We start from the raw sequence: 24,206 nt of genomic DNA on the forward strand, positions 1-24,206 counted from the left end.
TTCAGTCGCGTACTCGGGCTGTGATGACGCCCGCATACGGCCCGTCGATAGGACCGGGATCACTCATTCCTGTGACCCACAGCCTAGAGATGTCTCCGTCGAGATACAGAGCATCGTCCACGGCTAGTTCGTCCCGAAACAACGTCGCGAAGTCCCAGAAGTTGGTGAAGCTCCACGAGATTGCCAAGTACACGGTGTCTCCCGCCGGATTCACTCCTACTCCAGAGCGGAACGCAAGGTTCGTGGAGCCTTCGTTGAACTGAGGGTGGATATCCCCGTTGAGCACCAGCGCGGGACCTGACTGGGTCGCATGGATAACACCAGTACCGCTGTAGTCGCGGCTGTCGACGACCGCTGCGGTGGCGTCCTCGTAGATCACGAAGACGGCGTTGGGCATGAGGTGGAAGTTTCCTCCGCCTTCATTCAGGTTGATGGGCACCAGCTCCTCGCCATGGGAGACCAGCAGCCCGCCAGGCGTCACGGATTCGGTGAAGATTCCGGCGTTAGTGGCCACCGCGACGGTGGGGTCATCACGCACCACGTCACGGAGCATCGTGCCCGGGTCGTCCGGGTCCCACTCGACGCGCACATCCCAATCGTCGAGGGGCAGGGTGGCCACCAGATACGAGTTCCCGGCGTGCTCGATGACCTCAGCGTCGACGTCTGCGATGGGCGTGGGGTCTTCTGTGTCCGGAGTGCTTGACGCTGGCGGAGTGGCCGTCACTGTCACCACTGGAGCGGAAGGCGAGTCGTCAGTCCATGCGCATCCCGCGAGAGCAATGATCGCGGCGGCGACGACACCGCAGACCGACGCAGTGCGCTTTGGTGTTCTCACAGTTCCTGACTGACCTGATGGTCTCCAAGCAGGGGCATCGGACGCTTCGCCATTAAGGTACTTCACGCGCCCCTCCTGAGGTCGATCTGCTCATCGTATCGACGTGCCCGGGTGGCTTGGGACTTTGGGTGGTCGCCAGACGCCGGTGAACAGAGTTACGCTCGTCATGTTCACTTACGAGGAGATGAAGATGACTGCGACTATTCGCATCGTCAGGCCCGCGCGTGCGGGCGCCGCTTCCACCTCGCGCACCTCGGCTATGGGCCAGGTGAGCGGCAAGGAGGCGGACATGATGAGCATGCGCGTCTACATCGTTGCGATGACTCCTCGTGGCCCCATCGTGACCGACGGTGAAGGCTCTGGTGTGTGGCGTCTCGACGACCACGCCACCACGGCAGTTGCCAGCGCCATGACTGACGGCATCACGACCGTTGAGATCCTTGCGGACGGTCGCGCCAGCATCGCGGGAACTGAGTTCAGTTTCTCCGCCTAGCCCGACCGCTAGAAGAGTGTGGGCTGACTTGTGACGACGACAGTGCCCTCGTTGCGTTGGTGTCCAGGCGCGAGTGTGACGCGCCGCCATTCGCCGTTCGTGTCGCGTGCGGATGCTCGCGCAGAAGCTTGTGGTGTTGACCCCATCGAACCGGTATTGGGATCTTCGAGCGTGCTTGTCAGTCCGTGCGCTTGAAGGAGCGGCTTGATACGTGCAGCAAGCTGACGCCGATACGCCTTGGGCGCATAGGACGAGTCGCCATAGAGTCGCCGGTATCGCTGGGTGAGGTCGGGACGATGCGTGTTGAGCCACCGGGCGAACCATTCCTTCACGCCGGGGCGAAGGTGCATCGCGGAGTACGCAACCGACGTCGCGCCGGCATCCTTGACGCGCTGTAGCGCAGAGTCGAGTTGATCTGCGGAGTCGGTCAGGTACGGCATCACTGGCATCAGGAACACCGCGACGTTGAATCCTGCCTGCGCTGCCGCCGTCACCGTCGCCAGACGAGCAGCCGTCGTGGGAGTTCCAGGCTCAATACTGCGTTGCAGATCGTCGTCAAAGATAGCGATCGACAGCGCCACGTCGACAGGGACGGAAGCCGCAGCCGCTTTCAACACTGGCAGGTCCCTACGCAACAGCGATCCCTTGGTGAGAATCGAGAACGGGGTGCCGGAGCCCGCGAGCGCCGCGATCATGTCCGGCATGAGCTGGTAGCGGCCTTCTGCTCGCTGGTAGGGGTCGGTGTTGGTGCCGAAGGCGACGTGTTCGCGGGCCCACGAGGGACGCGCCAGTTCGGTTCGCAGGACATCGGCAATATTGGTCTTCACGATGATCTGGGAATCGAAGTCTTGCCCTGAGTTCAATTCCAGGTACGTGTGACTGGGACGGGCAAAGCAGTACACGCAGGCGTGTGAGCATCCTCGGTAGGGGTTGATCGTCCACGTGAATGGCACGGCGGAACCTGGACCCACCTTGTTGAGCGCGCTTTTGGCGACTACCTCGTGGAACACCATCCCCTCGAACTCGGGGGTGCGCACAGAACGGATGAGATTGCCCATTCGAGCCAGCCCCGGAAGAGTGTTGGGCTGCGCGACCTCAAGTGTCTGTTTCTCCCACCTCATACGCCCATTCGAACAAACGTTCGACTGTGAGTCAACGCCCGTGCGCGCGTTTCACCCGGGCGCAGGCATGCCACCCCTGGGACTTACGTCCCCTTTACCTTTTCTTGTATTGCGCAAGACTCAGCGGAGTGGGGCGCGCAGTTGCGCCCCGACCTGCACCGAAGGAGCACCACCATGACCAGAACCCTTGAGGCTCTTGCCCTTGCCCCTGAAGTCCGTGCGGTGATCGACAATGCACCGCAGATCACCATCCCCGCCACGCGCGAGGAACTGTACACACTTGCGTTGGGACCCGAGGGCGGACCCATCTTCTCCGTCGACTACGACGCCAACGGCACCACCGTGACCGAAGCGACAGTAACCCGCTGCCGCAACGGCATCGCCGTGAACTATCCCGAGGACTACATGCGCCGGCGCGACCCGCAGTGCATGGTCATCGCAGACGACCGCCCCACCGACAAGACTCGGTGGGCAGACCGCTTTGGCGGTTCCTTCGACGCCACCCGTCAAGAGACCCTTGACTGGCTCGCTGGCCAACACCTCGTGGTCGTCCCCTTCAAGGCGGGCGGCCTCACCTACGGCTCCCCCTCACTGGCGATCGTTCCCGCCAACTCCGCATTCTTCGCGCTTGCCTTGGTCGATCTCCAGGGCTGGACCACGTTCGATGAGCTTGGCGAGTTCACCCCCAGGTCGATCCTGTACGTCGCTCCCCCGTTCCGTCAGACCCACTTTGACGGTAAGCAGGTTGTCGTCCACGACCGTACGGAGAGCCTGCACGAGATCTTCGCTTACAACCTCTACCCAGGACCGTCCGCGAAGAAGGGCGTGTTCTCCGTCCTCCTCGACATCGGCGAGACTGAAGGTTGGATTACCGCACACGCGTCTTCCGTGCGCGTCACCACCCCGTATGACAACGAGACGGTGGTCATGCATGAAGGCGCCTCCGGCGGCGGTAAGTCAGAAATGTGCCAAGACCTGCGCCGTGAGGACGATGGCCGCATCTTGCTCGGAACCAATGTCGTCACAGGCGAGCCGTATCGAATCACGCTGAACGAAACATCCGACCTGGCCCCCGTCACGGACGACATGACACTGTGCCACCCGGCAGTCCAAGACGGTTCAGGCAAGATGGTCGTCGCCGACGCTGAAGACGGATGGTTCGTGCGTGTCGACAACCTCCGCACCTACGGTGAGGACCCCCACCTGGAGAAGGCGGTCATCCACCCGGATGCGCCACTGGTGTTCTTCTCCATCGACGGAGTTCCTGACGCAACAGTGTTGCCGTGGGAGCACACCCTCGATTCCACCGGAAAACCCTGCGCAAACCCGCGCGTGGTGATCCCCCGCCGTTTGCTCGACGATGTACTGAACACCCCTGAACCTGTGGATGTGCGCACCTTTGGCGTACGTATGCCGGCCTGCACGCGGGAAAGCCACACCTACGGAATCATGGGCCTCACGCACTTTGTTCCACCTGCCATCGCCTGGCTGTGGCGACTCATCGCACCGCGAGGAGACAAGAACCCGTCGATCGGCGAGGCCGCCGATGCCGTGCAGAAACTTGAACACGGCGGCATGGTCTCGGAAGGCGTCGGCTCCTACTGGCCGTTCTCCACGGGAACGAAGGTGGCCGCGGCCAACCTTCTGCTCGAGCAATTGGTTCAGTTCGATCACACTCGCTACGTCCTCACCCCCAACCAGCACATCGGCGCCTACAAGGTGGGCTTCTCTGGTGAGTGGCTGACACGCGAGTGGCTCGCACGCAAGGGCGCGGGGCGCATGCGTCCCGACCAGCTCGAGCCGGCCCGCTGCGCTCTCTTTGGGTACACGCCCAAGGAGGTCACGTTGGATGGCCAGCCCATCCGTCGCACTCTGCTGCGTCCGGAAACCCAGTCGCAGGTGGGAGTGGAAGCTTACGACGCAGGCTGCGCCATCCTGACCGGCTTCTTCAAGGCCGAACTTCAGCAGTTCCTGACCCCGGAACTGTCGGATCTGGGGCGCGCGATCATTGAAACCTGCATGAACGACGGGACTGTCGAGGACTACGAAGCCCTCACCCCGATGTACTACTAGAACGCGACAGCCATGCCCGCGGCCTCCCACAAGAGGCCGCGGGCATGGCTGTATCTCAGCGCACGCGAGACCTTATGGAGTCGATGCGAAAGCGATCCGCACCTCAGCGACAACGCGTTCCAAATACTCAGAGCCGTGCACTGCCTGCGTCACCACAAGAGTCCTGCCGTCCACGGACTCTCCCTCGATTCCTGAGGGCCCTACCACCCTCATGACGGTCGTGTACTCCTGGCCGTCGTCGCTGACGCTGAAAGCCCGCAAGGCGGGATGGCCGTCAATCTCGATCTCGTCGATCGTGGACTGTCCGAACCCTGTCATCGCCTCAGCAAAATCCGCCGGTGACCACACGCCATCCAGGAGCGCGATGTACATATGGAACGGGGCCGAATCACCTGTGCCGGCCCACGTCAGAGTGGCGGTACACGGCGCTTCTGACTGAAGCGATGGCATCGCCACCTCCATCCCCATCTCCCATTGGAAGCACGCCGTATCAAGCACCCCCTCGTAGAGCACGGTCGTGACATCGCCGTTGTCGTCGTACTGCGATTGAGAGATCGACGTGCCCCCGACGCTCCAGGTGAGCGCGTCAGTACTCTCGGCTGGCGGGGCAACTCCCGGGGCAACCGCTTCCGGCACTTGCTCCAGCGCCACTGGGTCCTGCGGAGACCCTGCAGCGGTGGGGGTCGCCAGCGGAGTCTGCGCTGTGGTGTCGTGCTCTGATCCTGCCGCGGCTGTCGCAGCCGGCTCCTGGGACGCATCGGCACAGGCTGTCAGACCAAGAAGGAGCGCTCCGGCAATCGCGAACGCTCCGCGGTGCCAACGGTGGCGCTGCCGTGGAGTGAGGTTGGGTGTGGTCATGATCGGGTCCCCCTTGGTGTGAAGTGTGTGTTGTTGACGTCTTCGACGCTAGTGACGGGAACCGGGCTGGAGACGTTCTCCACAGAGTTTCCTTTCCCCACCTTGCGTTCGTCACGAGTAGCGTGGAAGTCACCGCCCTCATGGGAAGGACCCCCGATGTCCGAAGTGATTGACGATGACCCGCACCGCTCAGAGTTCGACAAACTCGTCAACGGCGACTGGTTCCGCTACCGCCAGGCCGGCTCGGAACTGACCGACCGCACCGACGCCACCCAGGCAGCGTGCCGCGAGATCAACGACGTGTATCCCAGGAATCCTCGGCGCGCCAACGAACTCATGCACGCCCTGCTCGGCTCGTGCGGCCACAATCTCGACTTCCGGCCACCCGTCTACATGGACTACGGCGAACGGGTCAGAGTGGGCGATAACGTCTTCATCAACGCCGGCTTGTTGATTCTCGGTGGAGGGCTCGTCACGATCGGCTCCGATTGCCTGATTGGCCCGGACGTGCGGCTCTACACCCCGAACCACGCACTGAACCCTCGCCTGCGCCGTGAAGGTTGGGAGCGTTCGTTGCCGATCACGCTGGAGGACAACGTGTGGCTGGGCGGTTCCGTCGTGGTGTGTCCCGGTGTCACGATCGGCAGAGACAGTGTCATTGGTGCGGGCTCAGTGGTGACGAAGGACATCCCGAGCGGTGTCCTGGCAGCAGGCAACCCTGCTCGGATCATTCGCCCCCTCGACGACGACTAAAGCCGCGCCCACGGCACTACTGCCGCCATGACGCAGCGAGGGCCGATGCCGTGGGTCACCACAGCATCGGCCCTCGCGATAGTGCTCACTCACCTCCACACGTGGCGAGCGGGCATCTCCGTCACGCTAGGAACAGAGGTTCCCAGCTTCCCAAGCACCCCAAGCCTCCGCACCTGGCGCTTGTCCACGGTTGTACCAGCGGGCGGTGTGGTTGACACCGGCCACCGACACTTCGTCACCGCGGCGGTAGATGGCCGCAGCATCCCATGCTGGTGCGCACTCGTCGATCACGATCTCGGCTCCCGTGGAGCCGCAGTCGCCAACCTTGGTCCAGCCATTGCTGGGTGCGGCGCCAGGCTCCACACCGCGGACCCACCAGTTGGCTTGGTACTCGGCACCGTTGCGGGAAACCACGTCACCCCGGGTGTAGGTGGACGTGGAGAACCATGGTGCTGCGCAGGTCTCCCCTACCGTTGGCCCAGGTGTCGCTGCCGCGAAGATAGTGCCGACTTCACTGACAAGATCGGCTTCCTTGTCTCCGGACAGGTCCCACCACATGGCGCCACCGAAGTCCTGATCGGCGATCCATTCCGACTTGGCGCGAACGGATCGCGTGTCGTCGTAGCTCCACCACTGGTCACCGTCGTAACGCCACGATGCACCGGCGACGGGGTCGTAGTACCCCTCTCCGAGGTTCTTGATCTCGTCGTAGGTCTTGGTTCCGATTGACCCAGAAGCCGCCGCTCCGGCGATGTCACCGTCGGTCACGCCTTCCCAACCCTGGCCATAGATGGCCATGCCCATGTTGAGCTGTTCACCGGTGTATCCGGCTGCACGGTAGGCGTTCATGAGGCCGTCAGCAGCGAGGCCCCAGTTGGCGGTGGTCTGGTCGCCGTCGGGCGCAGCAGGATCGACGGGCCATTCGTAGGCGTGAAGGTTGCCCTGGTGACCAGTGCGGTTCGGCACCCAACCGCCGTGGTAGTCGTATCCCTGAATGTTGAGGAAGTCGAAAACCGCTGCGGCGCGCGGGTCAACCCATCCACCGTTGGTCCGGGGCGACCACCCCGCAGGGGCAAAGCCGGTCAGCAGGTACTCGGCATCGTTGGCTTGTTCACGCTCGTCGAGCTGGGCACGGAACTCTTCGAGGAGCGACAAGAAGTTCTCCTTATCCACGTCCGGGTTGGGGCTGGGGTGTTCACCGTTGGCGGCGGGCCACTCCCAGTCGATGTCGATGCCGTCGAAGATCCCGGCAGCCACTCCTTCACCACCAAAACCATTCGCCTCGGGCAGGTCTCCGTCGATGTAGATGTCGAGGCAGGAATCCACCAGACGTTCCCGACTTTCGGCCGTCAACGACGCCTCGGAGAAGTTATCTGACCAGGTCCAACCACCCAGCGAGATCAAGATCTGGACGTTCGGGTACTCCTCCTTGAGTTTGCGCAGCTGGTTGAAGTTGCCGGCGAGGGCCTGCCCGGCCTTGTCAGCCTTGCCGTCCACCGAGTCCTTCTTGGACACTAGGCGTTGGTAATCGTTGAGGGGGTCACCCTCGATTTGGCCGGGGTCGACTGCGTCGTCGGGTGCCGCCGCGTCGGTGATGTCGCACACCAGTTCACTCGTGACATTGCCGAACGAGTAGTTGATGTGTGTCAGGTGGTCGATGGCACCGGAATCAATGATGTCCGCGACCTGGTAGTCGCGGCCGTCCTTGTTGGGTGCGTGCGCTTGGAAGTAGCCCACTGAGCGATATCCGTTGATGCCATCGGGATCGGGTGCATCATCGGTGGATTTACCACCGGCCGATGCTGTGGTGGCGGCCAGGACGCTCATGCCCAGTGCCGCAGTTGTCGCCAGCGCGGTGCGCTTGAGGCGAGGTTGCCATGTGTTCATTGATCAGGCCTCATTGCTCTGTTCTGTCCCTGAGTGTCAGGGGATCCATCACGGACAGTTCGCACGCTAGCGATCAGGCCCAGCACTGTAGATAAGGGAAACTACGTAAATCACGCCCGCTACGCACGCGAATGTTCCACAATGCGCACAGTCATTGCAAAAAGTGCAACAAGGATGAAGCGGTGCGATCGACTACGAGTACGCCTGGACCCGCCCCGCATGGCTCACTAACTCCGCCAGCACCTCAAGATCAAGATCCCGGACTGAGCCGAAGTTCACGGCCGCCGCCCCTACCTTGACCTTACCCAGGCGTGGCCCATAGGCCGCCGACAGATACCGCTTGCCCTCGGCGGCGTTGACGTAGAGGCTCACATGTCGCTTTTGGCGCGCGAGCCCGATGAGGAACCACTCAACGTCAGGCCCCTTGGGCCGGGGCTGGCTGATCGCCCCATAGCCCACAATCGCCTGCTCCGTGCCGCCCCAAAACGTGCCCCGCCATAGGACTCGCGTCGCGTCAGGGAGCGCGCGCACGATCACCTCATCGACCGCGGTCAATGTCATGGCGGGATCATCGGCGTCACCACCCCGGAGGAAGTCCTCGACTGACTCCGACGTCCGTTCCACGAATCCTCACTCTCCTTCGCCCCAGCGCGACGCATCACACTCCTTCGCTGAGCCTACGCACCATCCCCCACAGATGCGTCCGGAGAGATGCCTCACCCGCCTAGTTCACGTACAATTTCCCGCATGTCCGACGGCCATAGTCCTAAGCGCCGGCCCGCAGCACACACACTGCGCCCGGCGCCAGCCCTCGCCCACGCCTCCCACGACGCTTTCGCGCACCTCACGGGAGCTCACACAAGCATCGGCCTGCTCGCATGACCGCGGCATGGCTGCTTCTCCTTCTCGCCCTCATCCTCATCGCCGCCAACGCACTATTCGTGGCAGCGGAGTTCGCGTTTATGACGGTGGATCGCCCCACCGTGGACCGCGAGGCCGACAAGGGTGACAAGCGCGCAAAGTCACTGCGCGCAGCGCTACGCAAGTTGTCGACCGAACTGTCGGGTGCACAGCTCGGCATCACCGTGACCTCACTGCTGGTTGGTTTCATCGCAGAACCTTCGCTCGCCACATTGCTCCGTCCGGGTCTCGAAGCCGCTGGCCTTCCAGAAGAGTCCGCGCTGGGGATCGCCCTGACGCTGGCGTTCATCACTGCCACAGCGACCCAAATGGTGTTTGGAGAACTGGTTCCCAAGAACTGGGCGATCTCCGAACCGCTGCGCATAGGGCGTGCCGTGGCAGGACCACAACGCGCGTTCACCTGGTTCGCCGGACCACTGATTCGCGTGCTGAACGGCTCGGCCAACTGGCTCGTGCGTCGCCTCGGCATCGAACCGCGGGAAGAACTCGCGTCCGCGCGGTCGGCCCAGGAGTTCGAAGCAATCGCCTCACGCTCAGCCGCCCAAGGAACGCTGGAGCCCCGTGTCGCGGAACGCCTGGCGCACGCCTCCGAACTGAAGGAACGCACCGCATCGGACGCCATGACGCCGCGCACCCGTGTGCACTTCATTGAAGCCGATGCCTCTGTGGAAGAAGTTCTCGCGCTCGCTTCCCGTACGGGTCACGCCCGCTTCCCCGTCACCGGGGAGGATGTCGACGAGATCGTGGGAGTGGCGCACTTCAAGAAAGCGCTCGCGGTACCCGCACGTCAACGCAAGGCGATGACGGTGCGCGAGATCGCTTTCCCGGTCACCTCCGTGCCCTCGACCATGCCGCTATCCGCAGTGCTCGACGCACTGCGTGCAGGCTCCCAGGTGGCGGTCGTCGTGGACGAGTACGGCGGCACCGACGGCATCGTCACCCTCGAAGACCTCGTCGAGGAGATCGTGGGCGAGATTGAAGACGAACAGGACCGCCCTGTCTCCCGCTACCGTCGCATCGGCGCTCGCCGCTGGTCGTTGTCCGGCCTCCTGCGTCCCGATGAAGCCGGCGACGCCATGAAGATCGACCTCCCAGAAGCCCGTGAATCGGACACGCTCGGAGGATTCCTCACCGAACACCTGGAACGCTTCCCCCAGGTAGGTGACGTGATCGAAGTGGCTGCCCTCAACGAAGCCGAACTCGACGAAGACGACCTTCCCACCCCCGTGACCGTCCGCATGACCGTCACCCGCCTGGACGGACACCGCGTGGACCGCGTCATTATCGAAGCGCTCGAACCCGTCGACGAAGACGCCGCACGAAAGGAGGCCGCCGATGTCTGATCAGGTTGCGATCCTCCTCGCCATTGGGCTCCTCATCGGCAACGCGTTCTTCGTGGGCGCGGAGTTTGCGCTCGTTTCCGCACGTCGCTCCCAGATTGAGCCACGCGCCACCGCAGGCTCATGGAGCGCCCGCATCACCGTGCGCGCCATGGAGAAGGTGTCCCTCATGATGGCGGGCGCCCAGCTCGGCATCACGATGTGTTCGCTGGGGCTGGGTGCGCTCGGTGAACCTGCCGTCGCACACCAGCTAGAAAAGCCGCTCGCCGCTATCGGAATCGAAGGCGCCTGGCTCCACGGCATCGCCTTCACCATCGCGTTGCTGATCGTGGTCTTCCTGCACATGGTGCTGGGTGAGATGGTGCCCAAGAACATTGCGATCGCCGGTCCAGAACGTTCCGCTCTGATCCTGGGCCCGGCGCTCTACGGCGTGGTGTGGATCCTCAAGCCCGTCATTTGGCTGCTGAACTGGGTTGCCAACGTGGTGCTGCGCATGCTGCGCGTGGAGCCCCGCGACGAAGTCGCATCCGCATTTGACGCAGACCAGGTGGCAGCGTTCGTCCACGAGTCACGTGACGAAGGCCTCCTGGACGACGATGAACACCAGATCATGACGGGATCGCTTCAACTGTCCTTCGAAACGGTGCGCGACGTCCTCACCCCATGTGAGGAGCTTGAAGTGCTCCCCGTCGACGTGACGCCACAGCGTGCCCAGAAAGCGTGCGTCAGGACCGGGTTCTCACGCTTCCCGCTGGTCGACCAGGACGGCGACTATGTGGGCTACCTCCACCTCAAGGACTTTGTGGAAGTCCCGCGCGGTAGTGCCACCAAGCCCGTTCCAGCGGACGCGGTACGGCCGCTGACGTGGATTCCCGCTGACGCTTCGCTTGAACGTGCACTCGCCGCCATGCAAGCACGTGGCACCCACATTGCGCTCGTACGCGATCCGGACGGAACCGTGATTGGCGCGGCCATGCTTGAAGACGTCATCGAACGCCTCGTGGGCGAAGTCGTCGATGCCGGACAGGCGGTCGACGCAGCACGCTAAGTGCAGCTTACGTGTCAGACACGGGAGGACTCCCCAGGTCGTCGTGACCGCCGTCGGGGAGATCCTCCCTTTCTGGCATACGCGCAAGGAAAACGATCGACGCCGCGAGTCCACCCCAAATCACCACCATCGACACAATCATCAAGATCACGGCCTGGGCACTCATGAGCGGCCACCTTCCTGCCGTGGCGACGCGTGACGGGCGTCCGGCTCCAACCCCAGTTGTTCTCTGCTCGGCCATGCCTCATAGTCGTGCGGGTCACGAACCCACCGAACCGCAGGCATCACCAACGCCACCACGGCTATGAACGCCAGCGTGCCCCATCCGAACACCACGACATACCAGTCCGGCAGGCCACCGTAGCCATCGCGGATCAACACCACAATCTTGTCGACGAACATGTAGACCAACAGCACTGCCACCAACGACGTTGCCGCAAGCCACACCTTGCCCACCTTGAGTGTTGAGACCGCGGACAGGTGGCGGGCCAGTTCGTCGCCCCGACGACCGAACCACAACACCGCCACGACCATCAGGAACGCTCCACCCACGATTCCCAACTGGTTGGACCACTGATCCATGGTGTCCAACAGGTACAGCCCCGTCGTAGTCCCGAAACCCACGAGCGATATCACCGCCATGGGCACACAGATCCACACGGCGGCCCGCTGCGGACGCCACCCGAACTTGTCCTCAAACGCCGCCAGCACGGTCTGGAGTACGGACACCAGAGACGTCAAGCCGGCGAGGAGTAGCGAACCGAAGAACAACGCCCCGAAGAACGCTCCCCCGGGCATCTCCGCGATGACCGCTGGGAACGTGATGAAGGACAGCGTGATTCCCGCGAGGCCTTCCATCTCCGAGATGTCGACTCCTTGCTGGAACGCCAGGAAACCAATCGTCGAGAACACGCCGATGCCGGCAAGAAGTTCGAACGACGAGTTACCAAACGCCACTACCAGCGCAGGGGACGTCACGTTGGCGCGACGTTTGCGGTACGAGGCATAGGTGATCATGATGCCGTAGGCGATGGAGAGCGAGAAGAAGATCTGGCCGTAGGCGGCCACCCACACCCCAGGATCCGTCAGCGCCGTGAAATCGGGGGTGAACAGAGCGTTGAGGCCGTCAGCGGCCCCGTCCAGGAACAACGCTCTCACGACCAAGATGCTGAACGTCACGATCAGCAGCGGGATCGCAATGACGTTGAGCCGTTCGATTCCTCGCGTCACCCCCATCGCCAGCACGGCGATGGTGACAATCCAGATCACGGCGAGCGGGATGAGGACCGCGGGCACAAAGTCCAAGCTGAAGCCGGCCTCGGCGGTGCGCAGATACTCGCCAGTGAAGAAGCCCGAGGGGTCGTCGGCATAGTCGAGGTTGAAGCTGAAGACGAAGTACGACAACGCCCACGCGATGATGACGGTGTAGTACAAGCCGATGATGAAACACACCGCCACATGCCACCAGCCCACCATCTCTCCCCCACGAGCAGCACGCTTCAGCGCCAGCGGTGATGAGCCGCGGAAACGATGCCCCAAGGCGTGATCGAGGAACAAGATGGGGATTCCAGCAGTGATCAGCGCGACGAGGTACGGAATCATGAAGGCGCCGCCACCGTTGTCGTACGCCTCCCCGGGGAAACGCCAGATGTTGCCCAAGCCAACGGCTGATCCCACCGCCGCAAGAATGAACGCAGTCTGCCCCGACCATGACTCGCGCGGTTGGTTATGGTCACTCACGTGCGGCCTCGCCTTCCTCCGGGCTACATAGGTAGCCGACCCGCAAGCGCGCTGACCTCACCCGGACCTTGCTACTCCACGTCGCTGTGAAGCCACACTGCTGTCGATACGGGCGGCACCAGGCCAGATTCGCTCAACTGGCACTACGGTATCGCGCTCGCGCCCGCCTACGCCGGGTGACGCGATGCAGACGGTGAGCCCACGACTAGCGGAACCACGTCGCTCTCCCCTCAACGCACATCGGCCCTCCCCACCCAGGCGGGTGGAGAGGGCCGATGCGTAGGAGAAAGCGTTAGCCGAGCGTCACCACGACGGCAACGTCAGCACCCTCGGGCTGAACCGGGATGGGTGCAGCGGCGTCAACCTCAACGCCATCAACCGTCACCGAGACGACACCCTTCGACACGTGCGAGGGGTTCTTGACCTCGATGTTGTACACGGCGCCACGCCATTCACGACGGACCTCGAAGCCGTCCCAGTCCTTCGGGATGGACGGGTCAACGACCAGACCGTCGAAGGAGGTGCGGATACCCAAGATGTACTTGGTTGCGGCGGTGTACATCCAGCCGGCGGTTCCGGTCAGCCACGGATTCTGCGCCTTACCGAACCACTCGTGGTCGCGTCCGTACAAGAACTGGACGTAGGCGTAGGGCTCAGCGCCACGCACTTCGATGTTGTCGTTGTGGTTGTAGGGCAGGATCGCGTCGTAGAACTCGACTGCCTCGTCGCCGCGTCCCAGCATCGCTTCCGCGATGATGGGCCAGGCGTTCGGGTGGGAGAAGATCGCGGCGTTTTCCTTGATGCCCGGGTACACACGAGTCACGAAGCCGACGGTGTCGTCAATCTCCGTGAAGGCAGGCCAGTTCAGGTGGTTGCCGTACTCGGAGCCGAGGTGCTTGCGCACCGAGTCCATGGAGGCTTCACCGCGCTCCTGCGAGGTGATGCCAGCGATGACCGGCCATGCCTGGTGCTCGAGGAAGATCTTGCCTTCCTTGTTCTCGTTCGAACCGATCTTCACACCGTCGCGGGTGTAACCGCGGATCCACCAGTCGCCATCCCATAGCTGCTCGTCGGCAACCTTGGCGATGCGCTCACGCTCGGCGGAGTACTTCGCGATCGCGTCGTCGTCGCCGCGGTACTCAGCGACTTCGAGGAACGCGCCGATTGCCCACGCGTGCAGGAACGTGACCAGCGAGGTCTCACCGCCACCGAGGTTAAGGCAGTCGTTCCAGTCCGCGCGCAGACCCAGAGCCACACCGTTCTGACCGATCTGCTCTGCAGAGAAGTCCAGCGCAGCCTTGAGGTGCTCGTAGACAGTCGCGTCCTTACCATCGGCGAAGGGGATGACCTGGTCCAGGAAACCGTAGTCGCCGGTTTCCTTCACGAACTCGACGATCGAGGGCACCAGCCACAGGTGGTCGTCCGAGCAGGTGTCCTCAAGTCCGTGGATGAGGTCATCCATGGACGGCGTGGGCACGATGGTGGGCGAGGGAACGTCAGGCAGCTTCTCTGCGTCCGGGTCGAAGGCCTTGGGCTCGAACAGGTGAATGCCGTAGCCGCTGGAGACCTGAGCGCGTAGCAGTTCGACGATGCGCTGACGGGTCTTGGTGGGGTTGGTGTGGATCACGCTCATGACGTCCTGAGCGGTGTCACGGTAACCGAGTCCAGTACGTCCACCGACCTCAACGAAGGAGGCGAAGCGCGACCACACCACACAGGTTTCTGCCTGGAGCAGGGTCCACGAGTTGATCATGGTGTTCATGCCCTCGTGAGGCGTCTTGATGCGCTGCTTGTCCTGCTTGTTCTTCCAGTACTGACCCAGGCGTGAGAACTCAGCGTCGACGGTTTCAACGTCCGAGTACTTGGCCTGGATGGGGCGGGCGGCCTCATCGCGCGAGCCGTAACCCAGCATGTACACCAGGCGCTTGGTTTCGCCGGGCTGCAGGGTGATGACGTGCTGGAGTGAACCGCAGTGGTTCTGGGTGGTTGCGGACTCGTTGGAGCCGTGACCGCGCTCGATCGCGATGGGGTTGCGCTCGTCGCGGTAGGGGCCAATGAAGTTGTCGCGCAGCGAGTCGTACGACGACGGGGTCTCCGACGAGCAGAAGTAGTGGAAGGTCCAGGGCTCGTAGTAGAAGTCGTATTCGATGATGCCGTCTTCGTAGGAGGATCCCGACGCGTAGAGCGACATCTGCAGGTTCTGGTTGTCGATCGTGATGGTGTGGAAGGAGAACTCCACGTACGAGCCGACAGTCAGTTCGCGGACCTTGTCCGAGTTGTTGGTGACGCGGACATCCCACAGTTCAACATCGTCATCGAGCGGGATGAAGATGGTGTGCGAGGTGTCGATGTCGCGGTAGCTGGACTCGAAACGGGTGTAACCCAGGCCGTGCGCGGTCGTGTACTTGGCTGCACCTTCGCCCTCGAAGGGCTTGCCCACGGGCTGCCATGCCGACGACCAGTAGTCGCCGTCTTCGTTGTCGCGTACGTAGACGTAGTGGCCGGGACGGTCCAGCGGAACGCCGTTCTGGCGGAAGCGGGAGATGCGGCCGTACTGCGAAGACTTGTAGTACGAGTAGCCGCCGCCGTTGTGGGACAGCACCGTGCACATGTTCTTGGTGCCCAGGTAGTTGGTCCAGGAGACCGGTACATCTGGACGGGTGATGACGTATTCGTCATTCTCGGTGTCGAAGTGACCGTACTGCATGGGGTGGCGGTTTCCGTTTCTGTTGCGGTGGGAGGTGGTGTCGTGGTCGGGGACGGGCCGATGCGATGGCGTGGGGGGGCGTGGACCCGCTTACGCGGTCACGAATCCCTTGAGCCAGTCCATCAGTTCCGTGGCCTTTTCTGGGCTGTCGGCTTCGACGAACATGCGCAGGACCGGCTCGGTGCCGGAGAAGCGCAGGAGCGCCCAGTTGTCGTTTTCGAGCACGATCTTGGTGCCGTCCAGGTGGGAGATGGATTCCACCGGGTACGGACCGATGTGCGTGAGGGGGTCTGCTTCAAGACGGCGGGGTACGGCGACGCGCATTTCTGGCGTGGCGGGCACGCCCGCTTCCTCCGTGTAGAGGCGGCCGGTGATCTCGTAGATCATTTCGCGCAGTTCCGAGATCTTCTTACCGGTGCGGGCGAGCATCTCTGCCACGAGCGCACAGGCGAAGATACCGTCCTTACCGAGGATCCAACCGCGCACGGTGAGGCCTCCGGAGGACTCTCCACCCAGGACCGCGTCGATGTCTTCCATGCCGGCGGTGACGTGCTTGAAGCCCACCTTGCATTCGCGGGATTCCTCGCCGAAGTGAGCAGCGAGACGGTCGAGCAGGTGCGTCGTTGCGAGGTTGCGGACCACGCCGCCCTTCTCACCGCGGACCTCGTGGAGGTACCAGTACAGGAGCAGCAACAGGTCGTTGGTCGAGATGTACTCGCCGGTTTCGTCGACGATGCCGATGCGGTCGGAGTCGCCGTCGGTGGCCATACCGAGGTCAAAATCACCATCGGACTTCTTAATGATGTTGATCAGGCTCGACAAGCGCTGCAAGTCGGGAGCCGGAGCGATACCGCCGAACAGCGGGTTGTGCGAGGCGTGGATGAACTCGGCACGGACACGCATGTCCGACAGGATGGTGCCAAGCGTGAGCTGGCTCGTGCCGTACATGGGGTCCACGATGACGCGAAGGTCGGAGCCGCGAACTGCGTCCACGTCGATGATCTTCTCGATGGCATCGACGTAGGGGTCGGTCAGGGGCTTGTCGACGACCATGCCGGCCTTGCGGGCCAGCGCGAGGTCGAGTGAGATGACCTCGTCCACGGAAAGTGCGTTCGCTTCGTCCTGGTAACGGTCGGTTTCTTCGTCGAGGGGCAGCGAGCCGTCTGCACGGAATACCTTCACACCGTTCCACTCCGGCGGGTTGTGGCTGGAGGTGATGATCACGCCGTAGGCGGACCCCGTGTAGGGAGCGGCAAACGTCACTAGCGGTGTGGGAACGTCATCCGGCAGCAAGATCACCGGGATGTTGTTGCCGGCGAAGACCTCCGCTGCCGCTTCTGCGGACTCGCGGGAAAGGAAGCGGCGGTCGCCGCCGATGACGACACCCTTGTGCTCGATCCCCTGGCGGGTTGCCTCGTTGGCGATGGCTTGGCAGAGGCGACGAAGATTGCCCAGCGTGTAGCCCTCACCAATCACTGCACGCCAGCCGCCGGTACCGAACTTGATGGTGGTGTCGGTGTCCTTCTTAGGCATGAACAGGCGCTTCAAAACGATGTCGGCTGCCTGCTGGAGTTCTTCCGGCGTGTTGATGCCCTGGACCTCGTCGGGGTCAAGCCCGCGATAGGTCGTGACTTCTGCGCCGTCCTTGATGAACTTGCGGGCAACCTCGGTGAGGCGGTGCTCGCCTTCCGCCGCAAGCGCGTCGATCTGGCTGAACAAGCGCGCGGGGGCAGCGACGTAGGAACCCACGTTGATTTCGTGCAGCAGTGCGTCCTCTGCACCGAGGTCCTCAGGCTCGACGATGCCGGAGACCTTGTCGCTATCGTCACGTTCGATGCGACCGTACGGCAGTGGCTGGTCGATGACCGCGGTCAGCAGAGAGAAGTCTGCGCCCGCCAAGTGGTGACGGTTCAGCAGGCCTCGCAAGGAGTCGGTGCGCAGCAGCGGCGTATCAGCGTAAGTGACGAGTAGCGCTTCTGCATCGGCGGGGATTGCTTCGCGTGCAGCGAGCACCGCGTCGACCGTACCGACGGGCTGTGCCTGGGTGACGTAGGTGAGGTCGGCGCCGAGGCGCTCACGGAGCGCCTCGTCTCCTGCAGCAGTCACCACCACGATGTGGCTGGCGGGAACGACGGAACGCACGTTCGCGAGCGCCAGCTCCGCGACGGTCGAGTCGCTCAGGCTCTCGCTGAGAAGCTGACGCGAGGCGTCATCTGCGCCTGCTGCTAGTACGACTGCTGCGGTTACGGGCTTGGCAAACTGAGATTCAGTTGCGGTGGCCATCGGTGTGCTCCTCAACTCGGCAACGTTGTTTGTTAGGAAACCTGCCTAACTCCTGAGGAAACTCTATCTGCAAATAGTGACATCGCCTAGGCCACAGGGCCGGGGTCGGGCAACGATTCGTCCGCATGTCCACGTTTGGCTGTCCGGTGCCCTCCTGAGATAGCCCAACACACCGCTGCCAGCACGATCCACGGCCACCCCAGTTCCAGCATCGGCGCCATTCCTTTGGGGTGTCCGGCATAGCTCAATAGCAGGTAGCCCTGAGCCCAGATCGCTGCCGGAAGGACGAGGCCCGCCCACAGCGCTGCTGCTGACGCGAGACGCCACGGGCCCGCCATGTGTCCATGAGTGAAGTGACGTCCAAGGGAGCGCGCGCGGAAGAGCCTGCTGAGGGCGAACGTCCCGAACGCAGCGGCAAACCATGTCGCCAGCACGCCCAGGCGCAGCCCCCACCGGTCCGCCATGGAGTCCACGCCCCAGAACCGGAACGTGGCGCTACCCGAGATTTCTTTGAGGTCCCCCTCCGCCATTGAGTCCGGGTTCAGCGCCTTGCTATCCAACGCCACCGTTGCTTCGGCGTGCGGCACTGTGAGGCCATTGAAGAAGTAGATCAAGCCCACCGCCACGCACACGACAGCGATTCCCATGAGCCAACGCGAGGCGCTTGCCCACCGCCACCGGACGATGTCCTCGTGCGTGGGAGGGAGCGGAGCGTCTGCGTCCCTTGCGGAGTGCGGGTCTGGCGCGCGCGACGAGTCGTCGTTGTGCTCGTGGATGTGACCCATGACTCCCCCTCGACTAGTGCGCCTCCGCCGGCGGTCTGCATGAATGGTAGTCGGACAGGTGTGCCTCGCACCGATGGCGGGCGCGGCGCGTCTGCCCCTCCCGCACTCGGTGCCGCAGGGCCATGGCTGGCACAGAAGTGACACCCATGGCCCTACAAGCGAGTGGAACGCTAGCGGCTGCGGCGGCGTGCTCCACCGGACTTCGCGCTGAAGTCTGCGGCTGAACGCTGGCCGCCTCCGGAGCGACCCGCGTTGGAGTGTCCGCGGCCCCGGCCGTTCCCGCTGCGTCCGCTCCCCTGGCGTGCGGCTGACACGCCGGCACCCCGACGGGGTGCCTCTCCCCGGGTTCCGGCGTCGTTCTTGTGGCCGTTGGAAGACTTGCGAGCACCAGGCTGAGCAGTCCCACGCCCGCTGTCACGGTTGCGGTCACGGCCTGCGTTCCGGCGCTCGCCGTCGTGGCTCTGTTCGTTGGTGCGGCGTGCACCGCTGCGTCCACGACCGTTGCCGCGACGCTGCTGCGGACGCTCACTGGTAGCGACAGGTGCCACGTGAGGCGCGACCTCTCCGACCAGCGTGACAACGGCATCGGACGTAGCCGTGACCTGTTGGGGCGTCACGTCAATCTTTGCGCGACGCAGCAACTGTGCGGTGTCGCGGCGCTGTTCGGGCAGAACCAACGTCACCACGTCGCCTTCGGAGCCGGCACGCGCGGTGCGGCCCGAGCGGTGCAGGTACGCCTTGTGTTCGGCGGGCGGGTCCACGTGCACCACCAGTTCCACACCGTCGACGTGCACACCACGTGCGGCGACGTCGGTCGCGACCAGCACCTTGACGTCACCCGAGGCGAATGCCGCAAGGTTGCGGTCACGCGCATTCTGCGACAGGTTGCCGTGCAGGTCGACTGCCGGGATACCGTCGCTGGTGAGCTGCTTGGCCATGCGCTTGGCGTGATGCTTGGTCCGGGTGAACAGCACGCGCCGCCCAGTACCGGACGCGAGAGCACGAAGAACGTCCTTCTTGGCGTCTGCACCGGCTAGGTGGAACACGTGGTGCGTCATCGCTTCAACGGGGCTTTCGGCGCTGTCAACCGAGTGGGTGGACGGGTCCGTCATGAAGCGCTTGACGATCGTGTCCACCCCGTTGTCGAGGGTGGCGGAGAAGAGCAGACGCTGTCCGTCCTTGGGGGTGGCGTTCATGATGCGGGTCACGCCGGGCAAGAAGCCCAGGTCCGCCATGTGGTCGGCCTCGTCCAGGACGGTGATCTGGACGTCGTCGAGGGAGACGATGCCCTGGCCCATGAGATCCTCGAGTCGGCCGGGGCACGCCACGACGATGTCGACGCCGCGGCGCAGCGCCACTTCCTGACGGTGCTGGCTGACGCCACCAAAAATGGTGGTGGTGGTGAGGTTGAGGTCTGAGGCGAGCGGCGAGATGACGGCGTCGATCTGCGTCGCGAGTTCTCGCGTGGGCGCAAGGATGAGCGCCTTGGGTCGGCCTGGAGCGGTGCGGCCGGGCTTACCACCAGGGTTTTTGGCGCCGATGCGTGCGACGACGGGCAGTGAGAACGCGAGCGTCTTGCCGGAACCGGTCTTGCCGCGGCCCAGAACGTCGCGTCCTGCGAGGGTCTGGGGCAGAGTGCTGGCCTGGATGGGGAACGGAGTGGTTTTGCCGTCACGCTCGAGGTTGCGTACGAGTGTTGCGGGCACGCCGAGATCGGCGAAAGTCTGAGTCACGTGAGTGGGGTCTTTCCGTGGTTTGCGCCGGACACGCCGCCGGATGGCAGCGCACAGTTGTAGTCCGTGAATGTCACGGCACCGGCTGTGGTGGCGAAGCGCGAAGGTTGACGCGTTCGTTCGCCGAAGAGAGGATTTCTACGAGCCTTGCGCTACTGCCCTAGAGGGCTGGCCACGAGGGCCGCTGCGCTGGCGAGAAGGAGAAGCAATCTGCGACGCATGCAAACCCACTGGGGTCTTGCACGACCACAAGTTTAGCAGGCCCTCTCGCCAGCGCGGTGTGCCAGGCGGCTATAGCTCGGCGGCGAAGGCGCTCATCCGCAGGTGGAGGCCGTCGATCTGTTCTTGGCGGGCAGCGTCAACATCAAAACCCTCGTACCAAGCAGTCAAGGGCTTCCTGACGTTCCGCGAGCACTCGAAGTCTTCGCACAGGAGCGTGCCGACCGTGTCGCCGTTGCGCCCTGCCTTGCCGGACCGTTTGGCGGCGTACAGCACCACATCGCTGTTCAAAGTGATGTCCTGGCACCAGGCACATTGGGCTCGCTTGCCCGGCCGCGAGCCAGGATGGCGGAACATGATGCCGGTGACGGTGTCACCATCGAGCCCCGGAACTACTGCGTAGGCCCGGTTGTCGAACTTGGTATCTCGCCAACCTAAATAGTCGAGCCGCCCCCAGTCCAGGCTGTCGAAGTTGGGTGGGAGGGAGAGGTCCGAGACCTCTTTGCGGGACGCGTTGATGAAGGACGCGCGGAGTTCGTTCTCCGTGAGGGGTTGCATGTGAGTCACTTTCGGAAATGATCCAGCGCAGCATTCATTGTCGCCGCGCGGGTGGAGGTTTTGGGGTCGATGCTGAAGGCCGCGACGTGTGCGCGGCCCGGGGCGTTACGACGTGATAGCGGCGCAACGCGCGCCGACCACCTCCAGATGACTCATGACAGCCACTATACGGCGCGGCGCACACAGACAGGGGCGGGCGACAGGTCGCCCCGTCGCCCGCCCCTGGTGAGCACAGCGTGAACTCGGTCTACCGCAGCTGCGCCCCGAAGCCTTCAGCAGCCGCCGCAATGATCGCCTCGCGCACCGCGAGCACCTCGTCGCCAGACAGGGTGTGGTCGGCGGCACGCAGACGCACGTTGACGGCAACGGACTTGAGTCCTTCGCCAATCTGTTCGCCTTCGTAGACGTCAAAGACTGTGGCGTCTTCCACGACGTCTCCCCCGGCGGCGCGTACAGCCGCAACGAGATCGCCAGCAGCGACATCGGCCGCCACCACGAACGCGAAGTCTTCCTTCGCGACCACCTGCTGCGACACGGGGACAGCACGCGAAATGGCACCCTCACCCTCGTCGATCAGCGGGTCGAGCACCACCTCGAAGGCCACGGAACGGGCCGGCAGGCCCAGCGTCTCGCAGACCTTGGGGTGAAGCTCACCCGCGTGGCCCACGAACTCGCCTCCATGCAACCAGTACGTGGCTCCGCGACCCGGGTGCCACGGCATCCGCGCACCCTGAGTAACCGTGACCTCAACCCCAGTGGCACGCACCACGCGTTCCACAGCGGCCAAAGCATCGGCCCAACCCCAGGCACTGGCGTGGCCGTTCCAGCCCGCACGCACCCGGTTGCCGGCCATGATGCCGCCCACCCGTCGCTTCTGACCGGGGAGGGCCTCGTTCAAGCGAGTGATCTCTTCCGGAGTGATACGACCATCCGAGAGGTCGGCCACATGCACGTCGCCGATGGAACTTGCCTGGTAGGCACGTCCCAACTCGTATACGGCGATGTCCTGTTCGCCGCGGCCCAAGTTGACCTTGACGGCATCGACCAGCGACGCGAGCATCGTGGTGCGCATGAGCGGCTGCTCCGCAGACAGCGGGTTCGCCAACCGCACCACGTCGCGGCGGGGGTCAACGTCCGGAATCCCCAACTCATCGAGGCGGGACTCCGCGATGAACGGATATGTGAGCACCTCAGTCATGCCTGATTCGGCAAGGGTGCGCGCCACCGCACGGCGCACTCGCTGCCCGTGGGTCAGGCCACGTCCCGGGGGCGCTACCGGAAGCACGGATGGCAGGTTGTCGTAGCCGCGCAGACGCGCCACTTCTTCCACCAAGTTGACGGGAGTTTCGATGTCGGGACGCCACGTCGGCGGCGTGACCAGCAGCGACTCGTAGTCGCGGTCCACCACGCAGCCCACCTCTTCGAGCGCTGCCACAACCTCATCTGGGCTGTACTCGACGCCCACAATCGTGGACGGGAACGCGATATCCATCGCGATCGGCTGAGGCGCCACAACCGTGTCGAGATCCGTGTACACGTCCTCGATCTCGCCGCCGCCGAACTCCTGCATCAACCCCAGAGCACGCTCGACTGCAGCGACCTGCAACCGCGTGTCGACTCCACGCTCGAAACGACGCGATGCTTCCGAGCCCAGCTTGTGACGGCGTGCGGTGCGCGCAATCGTGATGGGGTCAAAGTGAGCGGCCTCCAACAGGATGTCGGTGGTCGAGTCAGAGACCTCAGTCTCCGCGCCACCCATCACACCGGCCAGGCCAATGGGACGAGCACCGTGGCCACCGACGGAATCTGTGATCAGCAGGTCTTCTGTCGACAACTCACGCGTCGCATCGTCCAAGGTGGTGAGCTTCTCACCGGCATTGGCGCGACGGACTACGATCGGCTCCGTCAGCGTGCCCAGATCGTAGGCGTGCAGCGGCTGACCCAGTTCGAGCATCACATAGTTGGTGACATCCACCGCCAGCGAGATGGGGCGCATGCCGGCCTGGTCCAGGCGTCGCTTCATCCACGCAGGGGCCTCAGCAGTGGCGTCGAAGCCCCGCAGTCGGCGCGCCACAAACCGGTCGCAGCCCACACGGTCACGCACAGGTGCCTGGTCCTCGATCGCCACAGCGAAGCCATCGCCCGCAGTTCCGGTGACCGCAACGTCAGCCGGGTCCCGGAACTCCTGGCCCGTGGAGTGGCTGTACTCACGTGCGACACCGCGCACGGAGAAGCTGTAGCCGCGGTCTGGGGTCACGTTGATTTCCAGGGTGGACTCGTCCAGACCCAACAGGGAAATGGCCGATGCTCCGGGCACCAGGTCAGCTTCGCTCACCAGATCGGGGAACGTGACCTGGGACTCGCCTGACGGCGACGCCAGCACGATGATGCCGTCGTGGTCCTCACCTAGTCCGAGTTCCTTCGACGAGCAGATCATGCCGTCAGACCAGTGCCCGTATGTTTTGCGTCCACCGATGTGGAAGTCACCTGGCAGTACTCCACCGGGAAGGATGCACACCACAAAGTCGCCTTCGTGGAAGTTGTGGGCACCGCACACGATGCCCTTGGAGGCCGGGTATTCCTCCTTGTTGTCAGGCTTGTGCCCTGGGCCAGCAGGATCGTTGTGCTCCCCTACGTCAACACGGCAGTAGTTCACCGTCTTGCCGTTGGAAGCAACTTCCTTGACGAGCGTCATCACGCGGCCAATAACGAGCGGGCCCGAAACGCCGCCGCCCTCGATGCCTTCTTCTTCCAGGCCAACCTTGGCGAGCGCGGCAGCGACATCGTCAGCGGTGTGACCCTCGACCAGGTCGACGGACTCTTGCAACCACTTGAGTGGAATCTTGGGCACG

19 protein-coding genes are annotated in these 24,206 nt (G+C 63.6%); 6 read left to right on the plus strand and 13 right to left on the minus strand.

Features of this window, described 5'->3' with window-relative positions:
• Position 1: 1 nt before the first annotated feature.
• Positions 2 to 835, minus strand: coding sequence for a phosphodiester glycosidase family protein (locus ON058_RS07585; RefSeq protein WP_274668445.1), 834 nt, complete (start codon positions 833 to 835; stop codon positions 2 to 4).
• A gap of 190 nt (positions 836 to 1,025) precedes the next feature.
• Between ON058_RS07585 and ON058_RS07590 the strand changes: the two genes are divergently transcribed.
• Positions 1,026 to 1,328: a hypothetical protein gene (locus ON058_RS07590; protein WP_274668446.1), complete on the plus strand. Its 303-nt coding sequence runs from the start codon at positions 1,026 to 1,028 to the stop codon at positions 1,326 to 1,328.
• 8 nt (positions 1,329 to 1,336) lie between these two features.
• Here ON058_RS07590 and ON058_RS07595 read toward each other — a convergent pair whose 3' ends face one another.
• Positions 1,337 to 2,449, minus strand: coding sequence for an Rv2578c family radical SAM protein (locus tag ON058_RS07595; RefSeq protein WP_274668447.1), 1,113 nt, complete (start codon positions 2,447 to 2,449; stop codon positions 1,337 to 1,339).
• Between the two features lie 174 nt (positions 2,450 to 2,623).
• On the opposite strand from ON058_RS07595, the gene ON058_RS07600 reads away from it, so the two are divergent.
• Positions 2,624 to 4,522 (plus strand): DUF4914 family protein, encoded by a 1,899-nt coding sequence (locus ON058_RS07600; RefSeq protein WP_274668448.1) that lies wholly within the window; start codon positions 2,624 to 2,626, stop codon positions 4,520 to 4,522.
• Between the two features lie 72 nt (positions 4,523 to 4,594).
• On the opposite strand, the gene ON058_RS07605 is transcribed toward ON058_RS07600, so the two are convergent.
• Complete coding sequence (locus ON058_RS07605; RefSeq protein WP_274668449.1) at positions 4,595 to 5,380, minus strand: hypothetical protein; 786 nt, start codon at positions 5,378 to 5,380, stop codon at positions 4,595 to 4,597.
• Positions 5,381 to 5,536: 156 nt separating this feature from the next.
• Between ON058_RS07605 and ON058_RS07610 the strand changes: the two genes are divergently transcribed.
• Entirely contained in the window at positions 5,537 to 6,133 is a 597-nt protein-coding gene (locus ON058_RS07610) for a sugar O-acetyltransferase (protein WP_274668450.1), read from the plus strand.
• A gap of 126 nt (positions 6,134 to 6,259) precedes the next feature.
• Here the strand turns inward: ON058_RS07610 and ON058_RS07615 are convergent, their stop codons facing one another.
• Entirely contained in the window at positions 6,260 to 8,020 is a 1,761-nt protein-coding gene (locus ON058_RS07615) for a glycosyl hydrolase family 18 protein (RefSeq protein ID WP_274668451.1), read from the minus strand.
• Positions 8,021 to 8,212: 192 nt separating this feature from the next.
• Positions 8,213 to 8,644 (minus strand): DUF1801 domain-containing protein, encoded by a 432-nt coding sequence (locus tag ON058_RS07620; RefSeq protein ID WP_274668452.1) that lies wholly within the window; start codon positions 8,642 to 8,644, stop codon positions 8,213 to 8,215.
• Between the two features lie 123 nt (positions 8,645 to 8,767).
• Between ON058_RS07620 and ON058_RS07625 the strand changes: the two genes are divergently transcribed.
• Genes ON058_RS07625 through ON058_RS07635 form a run of 3 tightly spaced genes read left to right on the plus strand, consistent with a single transcriptional unit; the run spans position 8,768 to position 11,329 of the window.
• On the plus strand, positions 8,768 to 8,902 hold the full coding sequence (locus ON058_RS07625; protein ID WP_274668453.1) for a hypothetical protein: 135 nt from the start codon (positions 8,768 to 8,770) through the stop codon (positions 8,900 to 8,902).
• On the plus strand, positions 8,899 to 10,284 hold the full coding sequence (locus ON058_RS07630) for a hemolysin family protein (RefSeq protein WP_274668454.1): 1,386 nt from the start codon (positions 8,899 to 8,901) through the stop codon (positions 10,282 to 10,284). The genes ON058_RS07625 and ON058_RS07630 overlap by 4 nt, the downstream gene beginning before the upstream one ends.
• Positions 10,277 to 11,329: a hemolysin family protein gene (locus ON058_RS07635; protein WP_274668455.1), complete on the plus strand. Its 1,053-nt coding sequence runs from the start codon at positions 10,277 to 10,279 to the stop codon at positions 11,327 to 11,329. The genes ON058_RS07630 and ON058_RS07635 overlap by 8 nt, the downstream gene beginning before the upstream one ends.
• 7 nt (positions 11,330 to 11,336) lie before the next feature.
• Here ON058_RS07635 and ON058_RS07640 read toward each other — a convergent pair whose 3' ends face one another.
• The 8 genes from ON058_RS07640 to pheT form a co-directional block, all read right to left on the minus strand.
• Complete coding sequence (locus ON058_RS07640) at positions 11,337 to 11,495, minus strand: methionine/alanine import family NSS transporter small subunit (RefSeq protein ID WP_274668456.1); 159 nt, start codon at positions 11,493 to 11,495, stop codon at positions 11,337 to 11,339.
• A complete protein-coding gene (locus tag ON058_RS07645) occupies positions 11,492 to 13,069 on the minus strand; it encodes a sodium-dependent transporter (protein ID WP_274668457.1) in 1,578 nt (525 codons plus the stop codon). Before ON058_RS07645 ends, ON058_RS07640 begins: the two co-directional genes overlap by 4 nt.
• Positions 13,070 to 13,361: 292 nt before the next feature.
• Positions 13,362 to 15,776, minus strand: a complete 2,415-nt coding sequence (locus ON058_RS07650; protein WP_274668458.1) for a N,N'-diacetylchitobiose phosphorylase — start codon at positions 15,774 to 15,776, stop codon at positions 13,362 to 13,364.
• A gap of 90 nt (positions 15,777 to 15,866) precedes the next feature.
• Positions 15,867 to 18,059, minus strand: a complete 2,193-nt coding sequence (locus ON058_RS07655) for an NTP transferase domain-containing protein (protein ID WP_274668459.1) — start codon at positions 18,057 to 18,059, stop codon at positions 15,867 to 15,869.
• 86 nt (positions 18,060 to 18,145) lie between these two features.
• A complete protein-coding gene (locus tag ON058_RS07660) occupies positions 18,146 to 18,844 on the minus strand; it encodes a hypothetical protein (RefSeq protein ID WP_274668460.1) in 699 nt (232 codons plus the stop codon).
• A gap of 170 nt (positions 18,845 to 19,014) precedes the next feature.
• Positions 19,015 to 20,577, minus strand: a complete 1,563-nt coding sequence (locus tag ON058_RS07665; RefSeq protein WP_274668461.1) for a DEAD/DEAH box helicase — start codon at positions 20,575 to 20,577, stop codon at positions 19,015 to 19,017.
• Between the two features lie 291 nt (positions 20,578 to 20,868).
• Positions 20,869 to 21,354, minus strand: a complete 486-nt coding sequence (locus ON058_RS07670) for an FBP domain-containing protein (protein WP_274668462.1) — start codon at positions 21,352 to 21,354, stop codon at positions 20,869 to 20,871.
• A gap of 247 nt (positions 21,355 to 21,601) precedes the next feature.
• The gene (pheT, locus tag ON058_RS07675) at positions 21,602 to 24,205 is read right to left on the minus strand and encodes a phenylalanine--tRNA ligase subunit beta (RefSeq protein WP_274668463.1); all 2,604 of its coding nucleotides are present in this window, start codon (positions 24,203 to 24,205) and stop codon (positions 21,602 to 21,604) included.
• Position 24,206 lies beyond the last annotated feature (1 nt).

The sequence above is a fragment of the Demequina sp. B12 genome (assembly GCF_028823635.1).
Classification (GTDB): Bacteria; Actinomycetota; Actinomycetes; order Actinomycetales; family Demequinaceae; genus Demequina.